Source organism: Spirosoma fluminis, assembly GCF_054778895.1.
Genome location: NZ_BAAGZD010000010.1, coordinates 120,506 through 137,870, shown reverse-complemented (window position 1 = coordinate 137,870; position 17,365 = coordinate 120,506). Strand labels below are relative to the sequence as shown.

Genomic DNA, 17,365 nt, shown 5'->3' with positions numbered 1-17,365 from the left:
GGGCTCGATTGATGCCAACCGGGGAGACTACCAGAACGGCTGGGACACGGATCAGTTTCCGGTGGACGTCTATGAGCTGACCGAAGCGATGCTGGTGATCCTGGAAGCGGGGGGTTTCAAGTCGGGTGGGGTGAACTTCGATGCCAAGACGCGTCGCAACTCGACGGATCTGGAGGACCTCTTCATTGCCCACATTGGTGGGATGGACACCTTTGCGCGGGCTGCGATTGCGGCCGAGGCCATTCTGGAGAAGTCGGCTTACAAGAAGCTGCGTGCTGAGCGGTACGCCAGTTATGATAGTGGAGCGGGTGCTCGTTTCGAGCAGGGTGAGCTAACGCTGGAGGACCTGCGGTCGTATGCCCTGGAGCAGGGGGAGCCCAAGCAGCTCAGCGGCAAGCAGGAGCTCTACGAGATGATCATTAATCAGTATATTTAAGCCATAAACGGGTGCTGACAGAAGTCAACTGTCAGCACCCGTTCTAATCCGCATCAGGTTATGTATACATTCATCGGTTTAGGTGGGCAGGAGCTAATTCTCATCGTGCTCGTTTTAGGCGTATTGATATTGCTCCCGGTCATTGCGCTTGTGGATGTGATACGTAGTGATTTCAAAGGAGCGAATGATAAACTGATCTGGGTTATTATCATCCTGTTTCTGAACATCATTGGTGCCTTACTTTATTTCTTTATGGGCCGTAACCAACGCGTTGCATGAAAAACATATCCTTTATTTTGTTTGGGCTGCTGTTAGCCATCCCGGCATTTGCCCAGTCTAACGACGAAGCGGCTGTAAAGACGACTATTAAGCTTTTGTTCGATGGGATGCGCAAAGGCGATTCCACGCAGGTCAAAAATGCCTTCGCCCCAACGGCTACGTTACAAACCATCACCAAGTTTAAGGAAGGCGCAGTTTCGGTACGTAACGAAGACATTCGGAAGTTTGCAGCTTCAGTCGTTAAATACCCGCCTTTGGCCCTTGATGAGCGTCTGTCCGCTATAGAGGTTAAGATTGACGCCGAGTTAGCCACCGCCTGGACACCGTACGTCTTTTATCTTCAGGACAAGAAAAGTCACTGTGGCGTGAATGCGTTTACGCTCATCAAAGAAAATGGCAACTGGCGCATCCAGAATATTATCGATACCCGCCGGAAAGACAACTGCCCCGATTTGCCCAAACCCTGATTACGCTCCGCCCCACTTTGGCAATCGCTTCTCCAGAAAAGCGGCCATCCCTTCTTTAGCGTCGGGTGTCTGCTGCAACTGCTTAAACTGATCATACAGGAAAGCCTGCTGTTCGGCCGATGGCAGGTTTTTTAGCTGCTGATAGGCCCGTAAGCCAAACTGCATGGCCGTGGGCGAGTACAGTTTCAGTTCAGCAGTTAATAGCGATACGGCCGCGTCTAATCCGTCGCTCGGCACTACGTTGGTAACTAGACCAATGGCTCGGGCATCCATTGCGGACAGAATTTTCGCGCGCAGACAAAGATCGAGCGCGGTTCGGGCGGGCATGATATCGAGCAGCACCGCCAGCACCTGAAACGGAAACAGGCCGCGTTTCACTTCGGGTAAGTTAAACGTCACTGATTCGGCCGCTACGACATACGTACTGCCACCAACCAGCAGAAAGCCGCCCGCGTACACAGGTCCCTGCACCCGCGCGATGCACGGCTTGTGCAGGCCAGCCATTAATTCTCCAATTCGAACGGGGCCCGATGGCTCAGGAACCGTAGCCCTTTCGGTATCGCCCGTCGACAAGGCTTTCAAGTCCATACCGGCGCAAAACGTATCGCCCGCAGCAGCCAGCACAACCATCCACACGTCCGTCGTATAATGCGCGTACGCCAGAGCGAAGGCCAGCTCGCTGAGCATAGGCGGACCGAGTGCATTTTTCTTCTCCGGTCGGTTGAGCGTAATAGTCAATACGTGATCGGTCAGCGACGTACGCAGATAACGAAATTCTTCAGCGGGGAGCTGCGCAACTTGATCAGCGGTGTAGAGCATACTCATACATCAGGGTACCTAAGGTATAGTGTTAGCTAAGTTTAAATACCCATACCGGTTGATCGGCCAATTGTTTACGAATCGCTTCGGGAATAGTCACCGCAGCGCCGTTCGTCGCCTTTTTCCAACTGAGCGACGGCTTTGCGCCCAGCAACGACACCGTTTTACCCGGCATCAGTGGTAAGGTCATCTGTGCAGGCAGCCGCTGTTCGGCTTCGGTGGGCAGATACGCGGCATACGTTACGTTGTCTTTTTTAGTAAACGCCCACTGCCCCTGCCGATAAGGCGCCAGCGGTTTGGTACCGTAGATCGCTTCCTGGTTTACCTGCATCCAGCGGCCCATTTCGCTGAGCCGCTGATACGCTTCTGCGTGCCATTCGCCATCGGGACCGGGTGCTACGTTGAGCAGCAGGTTTCCATTTTTGGCCACTACGTCAACCAGCGTCTGCACGAGTTGGCGAGCCGATTTAAAGTTTTCTTTCGGAACGTACGACCAGCTACTGCCCATGGTCATGCACGTTTCCCACGGAATGGGCAGGTAATGATCCGGGATTTGCTGCTCGGGCGTTACGTAGTTCTCGAACTCACCCGAAACCGTCCGATCGACTACGAGTAATCCCGGCTGTTTCTGACGCGCCATGCCCGCAATACGGGCCATATCGATATCCTGATCATACGGAATAGTCCGTTGCCAGCTAACGGTTGAGTCGATGGTATTGAACGGCCGCACCCAACCGCCATCGAGCCACAGGATGTCAACTTTTCCGTAGTCAGTCATCAGCTCCTGAATCTGATTATACGTAAAGTCAGCAAACTGTTTCCACTCGTTCGGGTATTTTTTAGGATCGTAATTAACGTTACGGTCTTTGGGTGGCCAGTAGGGTTTCCAGTAGTGCTCGTTATGCCAGTCTGGTTTGGAGAAATAAGTGCCCACCATAAAATCGTGCTTCCGGAAGGCGTTCAGAATCTCTTTCGTTACGTTACTACGGGGGTTTGACGAGAACGGCGTTTTTGAACTGGTAATCTTGTAATCGGTCTGTTTGGTATCGAACATGCAGAACCCGTCGTGGTGTTTGGTGGTGAACACCATGTATTTCATCCCCGCCGTTTTTGCGGCCTGCGCCCACCGTTCAGGATTAAACTTAACCGGGTTGAAGGTAGTCTGTAGGTTCTCGTACGCTTTCTTATAGTCGAACCAGTTGGCCGATGCTGGTCCCTTCCGCTCACACCAGCCTTCATCTTCGGGGCAGAGCGACCAGGATTCCACAATGCCCCATTCGCTGTAGGTGCCCCAATGCATGAGCAGGCCAAACTTCACATCCTGCCACTGGTTGAGTTTTTGTTTCACCTGGTCATCTTTGGGCCAGACATATTTACGGTGGTTCTGCTCGGCGTGCTGCTGCCCAACCGCAAGGGAAGCCGTCAGCAAGGTCGCAGCCAGTAAAAAGTGAGAACGACTGTTCATAAACGGGTGAATGCAGTAATCAGGATTAAGGGATCAGTTCCTGCTCCAGCAGATTTTGCAGAATATACGCCTGGGTGCCGTACAACTTGGCCATCTCACCTAGTTTCGATAGTTCGATGCTTAGGTTATCCTGGTAGTTGAACAGGCAATATTTGGCAATCGCCTGTTCGATGGGCCGCGTAATGGCTTTGCGGGCCGTAGCCAGCACCCCGTTGACAATGATTAGCTCCGGGTTGAACAGATGAACCGCGGTAGAGAGTCCACGGCCCAGTTCATGGCCTACGTCGCTGAGCAGATCAATGCAGAACGCATCACCGGCGTTGGCCTTGCTGATGATGGCTTCGATATCGATCGAGTCGGCATCCATGTCAGACAGCAGCGACATCTGTCCGTTATCCAGCCAGGTTTTCGCCCGGCGAATCAAGGACGAAGCCGACGCTACGGTATCCAGACAGCCCACTTTTCCGCAGGTACACAAATCGCCGTCGGGCCGTACCTGAATGTGGCCCAGCTCACCCGCAAACCCGGCCGAGCCCTGTAGAATATCCCCGTTGGTGATGACCCCCAGACCAATTCCCCAGTCAATATTGATGGACAGTACGTGTTTTTTACCTTTCGCCAGTCCAAAGTGATGTTCGCCTAAAATGGTAGCCTGCGTGTCGTTTATGAAGTAGATGGGCGCATCAAACGCCTGCATCAACTGCTGATTCAGCGATAACTCCGGCTTGTTGATGCTGGGATACGTATAGTTAATGCCTTGCCGGGGGTTTACCAGACCCGGTAAAGCGGTTCCGACGCCAATGACCTGTAGTTTATCCTGATCAAGCTGCTGGGCCAGCTGCTCAAGCGGCTCAGAAAGCACGTTGAGCAGCGAAGCCGAATTTTCCAGCCTGAGGCCAATGTCTAACCGATGAACCACCTGATTCGACAGGTTAAAGACCAGCAGTTTGGTGTCGTGAACGTTGATGTCGACAACGACGGTTACGTACCGATTGGCATCGAGCGCATACAGCGAGGGCTTACGACCAAACTGCGCGGCTCCGGTGCCAATTCCCTGCACCCATTGTCCGGTACTTAATTCGTCGATCAGCGCTGTTGTAGACGGAATACTCGTATGTAACAGTTTGGCTAACTGCGCAATCGTATGCGCTCCATACTGGTATAACTCATTGATGATTCTCCGCTTTAGCTTATTTTTTTTCGTGTCAATGACAGAAAAAACTTCGTTATCCTGCATGATAGCCTTACGGTTCGGTTCGATTAGTTTTGAATAGATTTTGCACTTACTTAGGCTAAAAAGTGTATGATCAGCTGTACTTACTACAAGTTTAGTCCTACTTATCTACATTGGCGCGGCTCGCTTTGTTGAAAGACGGCCTTCATAAGGCAGGGCCGATTCCGGCTTTTCGTATCTTGTCTACAACGAAAGCCCCGATAGCCTGCCCCTGCGCCTGCCCATTTTCAATAGCATCGCGATAATGAATACCGCCATACAGCCTGGAAATAGAAGCTTCTTCGGCGGCTTGCCGGAACGACGAAAACGTTCGCTCGGGCAGTTCGAAGATCATCTCCGTTGTATCCGTAAATGAAAAATCAGCGCCAATCAGGTACGTTAGCACTTCAGCAACCGCAGTCGACACCACGCTATGCCCGCTTGTGTATTCGGGAAACGGGGGTGTTTGCAGCAACGGTTGCCAACGGGCGTTGATGGATCGGTTGATCACCGTTTCGGGTCGGATTCGGTTGCTCCGGTATTTCTCATCCCAGCAGCTAATGAACGCGTCCATCAAGGTCATGGCAACCACCGAATGAACCTGAACGGCCTTATCGAACGATAGCTTCGCCTTACTCGCGGCCAGACTGGTAATGTTCATCCAGTGCCCGCCGGGACTTATTTTTTTAAAACCGATGGCCATGTGTCCGGAGGTATTGATCGCAAACGGATTACAATCCCAATAAGAGGCAATAAAGCGCTGCTTAGCCGTCAGGTTGGTTCCGGTCTGATACACCTCGTACGCAAGTTTGTAAAACGCGCTGCTGGTATCTTTACTGAATGCAATGGGAGGTTTAGGCTTAAACTGGCCACAGGAGTCCAGCATCATGGGCCGAATGGTTCGCCAGTGGGGTTCTACGGCTTCGATGTAACCGGGTGGCGTAGGATACCACTGTCCGTCGGCCCGGGTGGGTCGGTACCGAAGCCGGGCGCTTAGCTTGCTATAATTGTCCGTGGCGGCATACGCCATAACCTTTTGGGCAACCGACTGCGCAACAACGACCGACTGCTGAATAATGGACTCACTGTATTTCGCCTGCCTGAGTTCTTCCAGGAGTTTCTTCTGTTCCTCCTCCAAGAGCGAACCCGATGGCAGAATCAGCCGCCCGGTTTCGAGGATGCAATACAACGCAGCAATCTGATAATTGTACGGCTGCTTCGTATCGGGCTTCACAGTTTCAAAGCCCGTTACCAGTCGGGTTGGCGACGCTACCGCCGTTTGATGCTGCGCCACAATTTCATGAGCCCCCAGCAGACAATACGTATAAAAACGACTGGCCGCGGGCGGATTCACTACGTCATGAATCATCACCATCGACAGGGCAAATACCGTCGGTTGAAGGCGCTCCCCTAAATCGGGTTTAGCTGCAGCAATCCGGGCCGAACCGATACACACCAATAACCAGATGACTACGTTCCACTTCATGGTTTCTGAGGTTTATAGACCTGAAGCGGCTGGTTAAAGGCTCCGATCACTACGTGGGGTACCTGCCCGATGGTTAGTTCAACGACTGACTTCACATCGCCCGTTACCGACAGGCCGGATTCAGGTTGGCTTACATAGGTAAAGTTACCCTGTCCGTTACCGGTTAGTAAACAGCCGTAATTGGCGTCCATAGCGCCCAGTTTCAAACGGTTGTCAGATTTGTTACCCAACAGAAGCAAATCCGCGTGTCCATCCCGGTTCACGTCCCTGATCAGAATGTTGGTTACGGGGGCTAACTGCGCCGGTAGGGGCAGAATCTGCTTCTCGAACCGTCCTCCCTGGTTGACATAACAAACCGAGTGACACTCTACGGCGGTCAGTTTTTTGGCCTGCGCTAATTCTTCGGGCAAAAATATGTTGGCGAGTGTCGCGTTGGCGTAATCTTTATAAAAGCCAAACCGTTTGCGCATGGCATAGATCTGGTCGTTCAGCTCATCCCGACTGACGAACGGATACGACGTTCCCTGCACGTAGAAGCTGAAAAAGGGATCAATGGAACCATTATTATCAAAATCGGTATAGTACAGTTCCGCGGGCTCCTGCTGCGACATTTTGATCTGCGAATTCGTCCCCAGATTACCCGCCACGATATCCTTTTTACCATCGCCATTTATGTCCCCTACGGCAATCGAAAGCCATAATCCGCTTTCGTTTTCGGGAAAATACTGGCTGGTCGCGTCAACAAACCCAGCTTTGGTGTTCCGGTAAACCTTGATAGGCATAAATTCCCCACAAACAATCAGATCGAGCCGGTTGTCGCCATCCAGATCGGCCCATTGCGCGTCCGTCACCAGGCCAGCCGTTGTGAACGGCACGGGCACCACCGTAAACTGGCCTTTGCCCGAATTCTGGAGCAGATAGGACGTTGGCGCTTCGGGGTAACGGCCCGGAACAACCCGCCCACCGATGAACAGGTCTATGTCGCCATCGCCGTCATAATCGCCGGGACGAATGCACGACTTGCTGTTCGCACTCAGGTTTGGCAGCGCATTCTTCGCCAGAATCAGCTTGCCATGACCATCGTTCAGATACAGCTCATCCTGTAGAGATGGCGTGTTAGGCTCAAACAAGGAGTAGCCACCTTTAGCCGTGTACAAATCGTCGTACCCATCGCCGTTCGCGTCGAAGAATACCGCAGCTACAATAGCCGAAACGGTTTCATCGCCAATGGTTAACCCATCAACCGGCTTAAACGTACCGTCTTTCTGCTGGACCCAGATCGTACCGGGTTTTTTCTGATCCCCACTGATATATACGTCGTCCAGGCCATCTTTATTCACATCGCCTTTGGCCATTACGGGCCCCGTATGCGAATACATCCAGAGCATTAAGGGCTGGCGTTTAAAGTCGTTTTCGGCGTATCCTTCGTGCGTGTGTTTAATTACTGATTCCGCTTTAGCGAAAACCGGACTTACCGACTTACTGGCTGAAACAGAGGCTCCTGCTTCAGTCGATTGCTGTTGAATGACCAGAAGCTGATTGACCGGAACGCGGCTTAGCTTCTGCACGGACTGATCGGGCCAGACAACGCGGATTGAATCAACTACGGTGGCGGTACCCAGACCGAAATGCAGCGTTAGCGGCTGACTCGACAAATACCCGCGGACGGGGCTTAGCTCCTGGTACTGAAGATTACCGTTCGTAAATACCGTCACTTTGGTACCCAGTGCATTGGTAGCGACAGTAGCCGGTGTCAGCCTGATCTCCACATAGGCGTTCGGCAACTGCTCGCGAGCCATGTTCTGGTAGATGAAAGCGGGCTCGTTAATGTTATTCACAATCAGTTCGAGGTCTCCGTCGTTGTCCAGATCGGCATAAGCGGCTCCGCTCGAGATGGATGGCGTCTGAATACCCCAATCCTGCTGCTTGTTCGCAAAGGTTAAATCGTGGTTGTTGCTGAAGATATAATTGGCAACCTTCGTCGACGGCATTGCCTTCACGAGATCCATGAGCTGAACCGGCTCACGGTTGATGGCTTTCTTGATCTTATAATCACCCCAGTACCGCAGGAAGTCTTTGTTGGTGTAATCTCTCAGATAGCCGTTGGTGATGAATAAGTCTTTGTAGCCATCATTATCGAAATCAGCTAATAACGGAGCCCAGCTCCAGTCGGTATTCGATACACCAGCCGCCTGGGCAATCTCACTAAACGTTCCGTCACCATTGTTGAGCTGCAGCATATTCCGCATGTACTGCTTTTGCAGGTTCTGCTGCTGCATCAACTCGAACGACTCGTAATTCTCCTGAAGCTGTAGGAGTTTCTGCCGACGGTTGTCTTCCGGCAGCATGTCGAGCGACATCACATCGGGCAACCCATCGTTATTGAAATCCGCGATGTCGACGCCCATCGAGAACTGCGCCATGTGGCGGAAACTCGTCTGAGTTCCATCCCGGAACGTACCGTTTTTCTGATTGATATAGAGGTAGTCAGGTTCGTTATAATCGTTCGTTACGTAGATGTCGGGCCAGCCGTCCAGATTGATGTCGGCGATAGCCATGCCCAGCCCGAACGTAAGCGGAAACTGGTAGATACCGGCTTTCTGCGTTACGTTGATGAAACGCCCTTTATGGTTTTCGAGGAGTTTGTTACCGGCTAACTCATCGGTTTCGGTATGAAGCTTAGCGAGCTCCATGTTATCGTATTTCTTTACGTTGTGGTGGAGCAGAAATACGTCCAGATCGCCATCGCGGTCGTAATCGAAAAAGGCGGCCTGGGTGTTGTATCCCACATCGTCGAGACCGTATTCTTTCGCTTTTTCAACAAACCGGATGGGACCTCCCTTAGTGGTTGTCTGGTTAATGAAGAGTTGATTCCGGCGTTTGCCGTCGTCGTTTTTGCCTGAGTAGCAGACGTAGATATCGAGCAGTCCGTCGCCGTTTACGTCGGCCATGCTGACGCCGGTTTTCCAGGCACCGGCTCGTCCGGCCAGTTCTTCGCCTGCTTCAGCGGTAATGTCTTTGAAGGTTAACCCGCCCTGGTTCAGGTAGAGTTTGTTGGGTTTGAGGTTAGCTGTAAAGAAAATATCCTGCCAGCCATCATTGTTTATGTCGCCTACGGCAACACCGCCACCGTTGTAGAAGTACTCGTAGGCCAGGACATTAAGACTTTCGTTTTCGTTGATGTCGTTGCTGAAATTGATATTTGTCTGGCTCGGGGGCAAAAGCCGGAAAAGTGGAGTCTGCGCGTCTATTGGCCGATGGATCAGGCACAACAACACTATCGCTGCCAGGCAACGATAAAGAGTTTGGGGAGAAACGATGCGTTGTTTGTTAAACGTAAAGGCAAGAGGCATACGCACATAAGCTGTCAGTAGCCAATAAAAATAATAGAAAGGACAGGGATTATAAAGACCTCCTGCCCTTTCTATTCAGACTATTTGTCCCACCATACGCGCGATGACCAGGTGTCACCACCCGAAAGGCTGCCAACGGCGGTTTTGTAGCTGTTGGTATTCAGCGTAGCTTCTGTAGTTGGGTAGGGTTGCCGACGAGGAATCTGACCGCCCGAGAAGTTACCAACGTAGTTTACCGGTGTCAGTTCCGGATAACCCGACCGTTTCCAGTTATTCCAGGCTTCCTGGAAGTTCTGCAGGATACCGGTTGTTGCCCAGTACTGCTCGTTGATCTGTTTCAGCGCATTGGCAGCGACCAGCGGGTGAGCAGCCGCGTAGGCATCAGCCGTAGCCGCGTCGATAACGGCCGCAGCGCCGTATTTACCCAACGATTGAATACCAGCTGATACGCCTTTTTTGTAATGATCAGCGGCCGTACCGCCTACACTAAATCCACGGGTTGCGGCTTCAGCCAGGAGCAGTTCCACTTCGGCATAGGTCAACACAAAAATGGGCGCACTCCGGTTGCGGTAGATCAGGGTTGGGCGGGAGTATTTGCCGATGGGTGTAGCATCTGCCCCCGTACCCGTACCACCCGGATAACCCGGTGATTTGCTGATGTCGGTTGCACCACCGTTCATATCGTATCCGTTCGGTAAACCAAGCTGTACACTTGGATCACTATTACCAGTAATGGTAAAGTCCTGATTCGCGGTCAATCCACTGGCGGGCACCTCAGCAATTTTACCCAGCCGAGGGTCGTTGCCAGCCTTCAGGTAATCGATGAGCGTTTTGCTCCACCGTACCTGATACACGTCGGCCAGTGTGCTCAGGGCCGCGCCGTTGCCGTTGCCGTAACTATTGGCGTTGTCGGCCATTACGTAGGCATCGTCGCTCACGCTCGTGAACACGCCACCGGCGGCCGCTTTTTCGGCGTAGGTTTTGGCGGTTGTCGGATCAATCTTCGTTAAGCGCATTGCCAACTTAAGCATCAGCGAATACCCGAATTTTTTCCACTGCGCAATATTACCCTTGTACGTAAACGTATCGTTGGTAGGTACATCGCCCGACGTACTGAGAGCCGCCGTAGCCGTTTCAAGCCGAGCCAGCATCGATTTATACACGTTCTGCTGGGCATCGTAAGCCGGCAGTGCCGTTCCTGCCTTCGCCTGCAAGGCCTGTGTATAAGGCACATCGCCGTACGTATCGGAAATGGTCGACAGTGCCTGTGTCTGCATAATCACCGCGATATTGTTCAGGTTGGCCTGGGCAGGCTTACCCTTAGTCAGCTGCTCCATCTCATAGGCGAAGCTGGCCGCCTTGTACGCTTCATTCCACGTACTTGCCAGATACGAGTTGGTATTACTCGAAATCACGTACTTATCGCCATTCGAATAGTAATTGGCCGCACCCGATGTGGTCGACGCAAAAACCTGGACCCACATACTCTGAAACAGAATAGGGCCGTTATAGCCGGCAATGGAGTTGACGTAGTTCCATTGGGAGCTGGGCAACAGCAGGTTCGGATCAAAGGTCGTCGCCGAAGCTTTGGTTGGGTCAGTGTTCAGTTGATCCAGATCTTCGGTACACGAAAACTGCAGAGCTCCAACTAAAAATGTTAGCGCTATTAGCTTTTTATTCATAATCAATGCTTTCTATTTAAACTTGATGTTTACGTTAACGCCGTAATTCCGGGTAGAAGGCAGGTTACCTCCTTCGATACCAGTGTAATTCAGATTGGAGCCGAACGAAGCTTCAGGATCAATATTCTTGGCCTTTTTCGTGATGTAGAATAAGTTACGACCAACCAGCGAAATATTCACGGCCCGGATCAGCGGCAATTTTTCGAGTAAGCTGCTCGGCAGGTTGAAACCAAACGTAAACTGACGCATTTTGATGAAATCACCATCGAGTACGCTGATTTTGGTTACGTTGTTAGCCAGCGCGGTATAGTAATCCTGCGCCGTAGCCGTAACGGTATTCGCGGCTCCTCCTTCAACAACGCCGACCTTAACCCCGGTCTCGCGACCTTCCAGCGTGGCTTTGTTCAAACCGCGACGGTACGAATAGTTTTCGGTCGCCGACAGGATCTTGTTGCCGTAGTTGTAGTCAACCAGGAACGACAGGTTGAAATTGCCGAGCGTGAATTCGTTGTTCAATCCGCCAAACAGCGTAGGCAGTACCGTACCCATGTTGATCAGCTCACCGCGGACGGGGAGACCCGATGCATCAACCACAATCTGGCCGTTTGCCGCGTATTTGTAGTCATACGCCCGGATTTGAGGACCAGCCTCGCCCACGACAAAGGCAGTAACAGCGTTGCCCAGGGTGGCCCGGTTCTGGCCCAGCGTAATAGGATTGTTGTTGGCATCGGTCTGCAAAATTCTATTACGCACCGACGTCAAATTCAATGATACGTTCCAGTTCAGCTTCGATGTCCGGATAGGTGCTCCATTAATCTGAACTTCGAGTCCATTGTTCTGTACAGAACCCGTACCGATTACACCTTTGGTATAACCTGTCGCCCAGCTGTAGTTGGCGGGCATGATTTCGTTACGGGTTTTCTGGGTGTAATACGCCAGATCGAATCCTAACCGGCTGCCGAAGAAGCGCAGTTCCAGACCGACTTCAAGTTCGGTTTTGGTAAACGGCTTCAGGAACAGGTTAGGTAATTCATCTCTAAAATTACCCGTTGCGACACCATTGATTGCGTTACCAACCCCGTAGTAAATGCTGGTGCCATAAGGATCTTTGGGTTCACCGCTTGTCATCGCGTACGAAGCCCGCAGTTTACCAAAGCTCAGATTCGGCACTCGAACCAGATCAGAGAACACTAAAGTTCCGGTAACCGATGGGTTGAAAACGCTGCGGTTCGCGCTCGGCAGCGTCGAGTACGTATCGTAGCGGCCCGTGGTGCTCAGGGTCAGGAAGCTCTTATAACCCAGGTCGACGTTATAATAAGCCGACTGCACTTCCGTATTCGCTACGTTGTAGTCGCGGTTGTAGTTTACTACGTTGTTCCAGCTGTACAGATAAGGCAGTACAAAGGGGCCACCACTTACTGCAATACGCTCATAGCGATTCTTCCGGATGTTACCACCTAAGAGGGCATTGATCGAGATATCGGACGTAACGTTTTTGTTGATACTGATCAGACCGTCTACATTCAACTCGGTACGCTGCGCGTTCGAGAGTTCATCGAGTCCGCCTTTGGTACCGTTCGAAAAGGCAGTTCCCCAGGGCGTTACTTTGAAGATACGATCGTTCGAGTTATCGTAGCCGATCCGGGCCTGCGCGTAGATCCAGTCCGCGAACTGGTATTTTGTAGACGCCATCGAAATCAGGCGCTTGCGATCGACGTTATTGACAAATTGATTGATAACGAAATACGGATTCGTTACGTATTCGTCGTCGCTGAAGATCACCTCCCGGCCGGTTGTGGTGTTGTAGCCAGGGGCCAAGATCCGCTGGTCAATGTTGGTGGCCAGCATCAATCCGTTGTTTGCGTTCATCGGGCCATCGCTGAGAATCGGCTTATTCTTAATCCGTTCGTCGATGTAATTCGCCAGCACGCTGAAGCTCAACTTTTCAGTGATGTTCTGATCGACCGTCAGGTTAGCCGTTTTCCGGGTTAAACCACTGTTCGGAACAATAGCCTGGTTGGCCAGATTGGACAGTGACAGACGGAATGAGCCGTTGTCTCCACCTTTCGTTACCGCCACGGTATTGGTGAAGTTCGAACCCATCCGGTAGAAGTTTTTGATGTTGTCCCGCTGCGCAACGTACGGATACTGGTTGCCGTCGAACTGGATCACATTCGTCCCATCCAGCTTGGCACCCCAGCTCTGGCGGCCAGTCTGCTGCGCCAGTGCCTGCGTGGTTGGCTTCGCACCACCAATACCTTGTCCGTATTCGTACTGGAAGTCAGTAAAGTTGACGGGCTGATCGGTGGTTAAGTTCATGTTGTAGTCAACGGCGAAGTCTCCTTTCCGGCCCCGCTTGGTCGTTACCAGAATAACCCCGTTCGTCGCCCGGGCACCGTACAATGCCGAGGCCGACTGGCCTTTCAGAACCGTCATGGTTTCAATATCGTCCGGATTCAGGTTCCCCAAACCATCACCGCCGTCGGCACCACCCCACTCACCAGCACTACCCCGCTGCGTGTTATCCATGGGTACACCATTGATCACAATTAACGGCGAACCGGCTGAGTTCATACTGGGCATGCCCCGCAGCAGCAGTTTAGATGTACCGCCAGGACCGCTATTCGTGCCTTTTACGCTTAGACCGGCCACGCGACCAACCAGCGAGTTACCGACGTTGGTCTCGCGGGCTTTTGTGAAAACCGTCGCATCGACCGTCGTCACGGCATAGCCAATTTTGCGGGCCTCTTTCGATACACCAAGCGCCGTAACCACGACTTCCTGAAGAACCGACTCACCCGGCACCAGCCGGACGTCGACTACCGACCGGTTACCGACGGTGATTTCCTGCCTTGTGTATCCAATGTACGAAAACACTAGCACTGCATTATCGTCGGATACGGTTATGCGGTACCGGCCACTGCCATCCGTGTTTGTGCCCCGCGATGTGCCTTTGATGGTCACGGTTGCTCCAGCGACATCACTACCTCTTTCGTCAGTCACTCGTCCCGTGATCTCCCGATCAACAGCATACAAGGGCGATAGCGCAATAAGCATCCAGGCTCCTAAAAAGAGGAAAACTCTTCCGGAGGCTTTCAGTAATTTTTGTTTCATAAACATGAACAGGATTAGATAAACAACTAAAAAAGCACTCACTAACTGAGCGTAACTAGGGGTCAATTATCGCAAAATAAATAGTCAGTTGTCCAGTCTTACCAGTGAAATCTGCCTAATAATACATCGACTATACGAGGTATAACCCGTGTCTTTTGTGTTGCTTAACCGTTTAATCGCTGTATGGCAAATTAGATTTGGCAATCTATCCAACATGTAGACTATTATTCTGCTGGTTGGTTCTCATAGCGAATATAAGATCTATTCTTTAATTTTTTTAAAATTGTATAAGTATTTTTAAAAAGCCGATATAATATTGGATTCCGATTGTAATGAATGTTGATTTTACCTATATGAACGTACGCTTGATTACTCTATTTACTTTGCTGGGGATTAGTACCACATCTGTATACATATCTGCCCAGTCGATAGCCCACGCAAAGTCGTACGTCATTATCGGCTACGTAACGGGAGACGGCTGGACCAAAGAGCAGATTGATCCAAAGAAAGTCACGCACATCAACTACGCCTTCGCCATCCCCGCCCAAACTGGCGAACTGGCTCCACTGAGCGCGAAAGACTCCGTAAACCTGGCTACGTTAACGTCTTTGAAAGCAGAAAATAAAGACCTTAAAATTCTGATTTCCGTTGGTGGCTGGGGCGGCTGCAAGTACTTTTCGGACGCAGCCCTGACGGATGCATCGCGCCGAAAATTTGCCAACAGTGCCGTTGCCCTACTCAAAAAACATCGACTCGATGGGGTCGATATTGACTGGGAGTATCCGGACCAGCCTGGCGCGGGTAACATCTATCGGCCCGCCGACAAACAAAATTTCACCTTATTTCTGAAAGCCATCCGGGACCGGCTGGATGAGCAAGGCAAGACAGATGAGCGCGTTGGCGCGAACCACTACCTGCTCACTGCAGCTACCGGTGGGGACACCGCTTTTGTCAACCACACCGAGCTGGGCAAGGCACAGCAATACCTGGATTACGTCAATATCATGACGTATGACCTGTATCACGGGAACGACAAGGTGACCGGCCACCACAGCCCGCTTTACCAATCTGCCAAAGGGGATCACTCGCGAAACAGCACGGCCGATGCCGTTGATGGCCACATTCGGGCGGGCGTACCGGCCAGCAAAATTGTGTTGGGGCTACCCTTCTACGGACGCGGCTGGGCCGACGCCAGACCGCAGGACAACGGCCTTTTCCAACCGGCTCCGGGTAAGCATTCGTTTATCAGCCACGACGAGTTGATTGATAAATACATCAATAAAAATGGCTTTACACGCTATTGGGATACCGACGCAAAGGCGCCGTATCTCTGGAACCCGACATCCCGTACGTTTATTTCCTACGCTGACGAAGAATCGTTTGGCTACAAAACGGACTACATTAAATCGAAACAGCTCGCTGGGGTAATGTTCTGGGAATACATGTACGACGTTCGTCACGACAAACTCCTGAACAAGGTGGTGCAGGGCTTAGCCAGTGAACCAAACGCGAAAGGCGGCAAATAGACGAACAGCTAGTGTAAAAAGCTAAGCGTCAATGACGACTTAGTTCAAGGCCGTTTTTTATAGGAAGATACCATTCAACGAGCATCCATTGCATCTCACGTTGAGAGCCTTTTCGTGAGATATTCTCACGGGGAGCAGGCCAGGGGCACTAAATAGGCAGCTACGACGGAGTTGCTTGCCTATTTAGTGCCCCTGGCCTGCTCCCTCATTAAGTTGCTCAATCAACGCCCATACCATGAATCCCAGCGCTACACCCTGCAAAATATTCCGGATGATGGTCGTCTGATACCATCGATTGGCCCGCTTCAGGAGCTCAGGCGTGGCCGGTGCCGTCGCTGGTATCCGCTGAAAAGCCATGATCTCGCGCACATAATAACTGGCAGTCAGGATGATCACCAGCAAAAAGAATCCGGTACTGATCAACAGTCGATTGCGTATAGTCACGTCCGACCAATTCGTAATAAAAGCAGTTACGAGTGTACTCACGAAAAGAAGCTGAACGGGAATCCAGAATTTGGGGGCCTTGACGGTTTGCTGGCGGATCAAGTCAAACGAAGTCGGTGGGTTAGCAAACCAGCGCGGAATGTTCACGATACGTTCGCGAAGACCAGCTACGAAAATAATGGCCAGCATAATCGTGGCCGCTAACAGAGACAGGGAGTCTAAGGTCGTTTTCATCGGTAAATTGGTCGAGTTTTCGGATTAATAAAGCATCGTTTTACCTCCCGCAATGTCGAGGGTAATGCCGGTTAGCCAGGAGGACGCATCAGAAGCCAGAAAAAGGGTAGCCAGGGCTACATCGGCAGGTCGGCCTAACCGCCCCAGCGGATGGGTAGCGGCAACGGCCTGTTGCTGATCAGGATCCATATAGTGGGCTATTCGCTCAGTCAGAATCGTGGAAGGGGCTAAGCAGTTTAGGCGCACCTGCCGGAAGGCCGCTTCCTGAGCGACTTGCTTGGTCAATTGAATAATACCCGCTTTGGCAGCTGAGTAAGGCAAGGGGGCTTCTGGTGTTGGCTGACGAGCGGCAGTCGATGCCATGGTAATGATGGAGCCCCGACCAGCCGCCAGCATGGCTGGTATGAATGCTTTTAGAGTTAGGTAAGTAGCGGATAAGTTTGCGGTTATGGCTGAATGCCAGTCCTCGTCTCTAATGGATGGCAAAGGGCCAGGTCGGGCGGTTCCGCTCCCCCCGGCAAAAGCCGCCAGGATGTCAGGTGTTCCCCAGGTTTGCATTGTTTTCTGATAGAGTTGAGCCACCTCTGAAGCCTGTGTACAATCGGCAACAATGCCTACCGCTTCCCCACCGGTCGTTCGGATTTCAGTGACCAGTCGATCAATCGCTGGCTGGTGACGACCGTTAACGACCACTTTAACCCGATTAGCGGCCAGCATCCGGCAAACCTCGGCGCCAGTACCGCTTGAACTACCCGTTACAACAGCTACTTTACCCGTTAGATCCGGGAAGATCGGCACTTGGAAGGCCTGATACGTTATCGTGTTCATCCGTGTAAGTTGATTGTTA

12 protein-coding genes and 1 pseudogene are annotated in these 17,365 nt (G+C 51.8%); 4 read left to right on the top strand and 9 right to left on the bottom strand.

Annotation, left to right across the window (positions count from 1 at the left end; genetic code table 11):
* From ACYVBJ_RS14200 to ACYVBJ_RS14190, 3 genes and pseudogenes are all read left to right on the top strand, one after another.
* Window positions 1-436 (top strand): annotated as a pseudogene (locus ACYVBJ_RS14200) (xylose isomerase); the annotation flags it as partial.
* Between the two features lie 60 nt (window positions 437-496).
* Complete coding sequence (locus ACYVBJ_RS14195; protein WP_460982964.1) at window positions 497-715, top strand: PLDc N-terminal domain-containing protein; 219 nt, start codon at window positions 497-499, stop codon at window positions 713-715.
* Window positions 712-1,182, top strand: a complete 471-nt coding sequence (locus ACYVBJ_RS14190; protein WP_460982963.1) for a nuclear transport factor 2 family protein — start codon at window positions 712-714, stop codon at window positions 1,180-1,182. Before ACYVBJ_RS14195 ends, ACYVBJ_RS14190 begins: the two co-directional genes overlap by 4 nt.
* Here ACYVBJ_RS14190 and ACYVBJ_RS14185 read toward each other — a convergent pair whose 3' ends face one another.
* From ACYVBJ_RS14185 to ACYVBJ_RS14155, 7 genes are all read right to left on the bottom strand, one after another.
* Complete coding sequence (locus ACYVBJ_RS14185) at window positions 1,183-2,001, bottom strand: enoyl-CoA hydratase-related protein (RefSeq protein ID WP_460982968.1); 819 nt, start codon at window positions 1,999-2,001, stop codon at window positions 1,183-1,185. It lies immediately after the preceding gene.
* A gap of 31 nt (window positions 2,002-2,032) precedes the next feature.
* Window positions 2,033-3,466, bottom strand: coding sequence for an alpha-L-fucosidase (locus ACYVBJ_RS14180; protein ID WP_460982962.1), 1,434 nt, complete (start codon window positions 3,464-3,466; stop codon window positions 2,033-2,035).
* Window positions 3,467-3,491: 25 nt separating this feature from the next.
* Window positions 3,492-4,703, bottom strand: a complete 1,212-nt coding sequence (locus ACYVBJ_RS14175; protein ID WP_460982961.1) for an ROK family transcriptional regulator — start codon at window positions 4,701-4,703, stop codon at window positions 3,492-3,494.
* 142 nt (window positions 4,704-4,845) lie between these two features.
* Window positions 4,846-6,165 carry a vanadium-dependent haloperoxidase gene (locus ACYVBJ_RS14170; protein WP_460982960.1) on the bottom strand — a complete coding sequence of 440 codons (1,320 nt, stop codon included), beginning with the start codon at window positions 6,163-6,165 and terminating at the stop codon, window positions 4,846-4,848.
* A complete protein-coding gene (locus ACYVBJ_RS14165) occupies window positions 6,162-9,518 on the bottom strand; it encodes a VCBS repeat-containing protein (RefSeq protein WP_460982959.1) in 3,357 nt (1,118 codons plus the stop codon). Before ACYVBJ_RS14165 ends, ACYVBJ_RS14170 begins: the two co-directional genes overlap by 4 nt.
* An 80-nt stretch (window positions 9,519-9,598) precedes the next feature.
* On the bottom strand, window positions 9,599-11,200 hold the full coding sequence (locus ACYVBJ_RS14160; RefSeq protein WP_460982958.1) for a SusD/RagB family nutrient-binding outer membrane lipoprotein: 1,602 nt from the start codon (window positions 11,198-11,200) through the stop codon (window positions 9,599-9,601).
* A 12-nt stretch (window positions 11,201-11,212) separates the two neighbouring features.
* Complete coding sequence (locus ACYVBJ_RS14155) at window positions 11,213-14,314, bottom strand: SusC/RagA family TonB-linked outer membrane protein (protein ID WP_460982957.1); 3,102 nt, start codon at window positions 14,312-14,314, stop codon at window positions 11,213-11,215.
* Between the two features lie 353 nt (window positions 14,315-14,667).
* Between ACYVBJ_RS14155 and ACYVBJ_RS14150 the strand changes: the two genes are divergently transcribed.
* Complete coding sequence (locus ACYVBJ_RS14150; RefSeq protein WP_460982956.1) at window positions 14,668-15,840, top strand: glycoside hydrolase family 18 protein; 1,173 nt, start codon at window positions 14,668-14,670, stop codon at window positions 15,838-15,840.
* Window positions 15,841-16,023: 183 nt separating this feature from the next.
* On the opposite strand, the gene ACYVBJ_RS14145 is transcribed toward ACYVBJ_RS14150, so the two are convergent.
* Window positions 16,024-16,518, bottom strand: a complete 495-nt coding sequence (locus tag ACYVBJ_RS14145) for a hypothetical protein (RefSeq protein ID WP_460982955.1) — start codon at window positions 16,516-16,518, stop codon at window positions 16,024-16,026.
* A gap of 24 nt (window positions 16,519-16,542) precedes the next feature.
* Window positions 16,543-17,346: an SDR family NAD(P)-dependent oxidoreductase gene (locus tag ACYVBJ_RS14140; RefSeq protein WP_460982954.1), complete on the bottom strand. Its 804-nt coding sequence runs from the start codon at window positions 17,344-17,346 to the stop codon at window positions 16,543-16,545.
* Window positions 17,347-17,365: the final 19 nt, after the last annotated feature.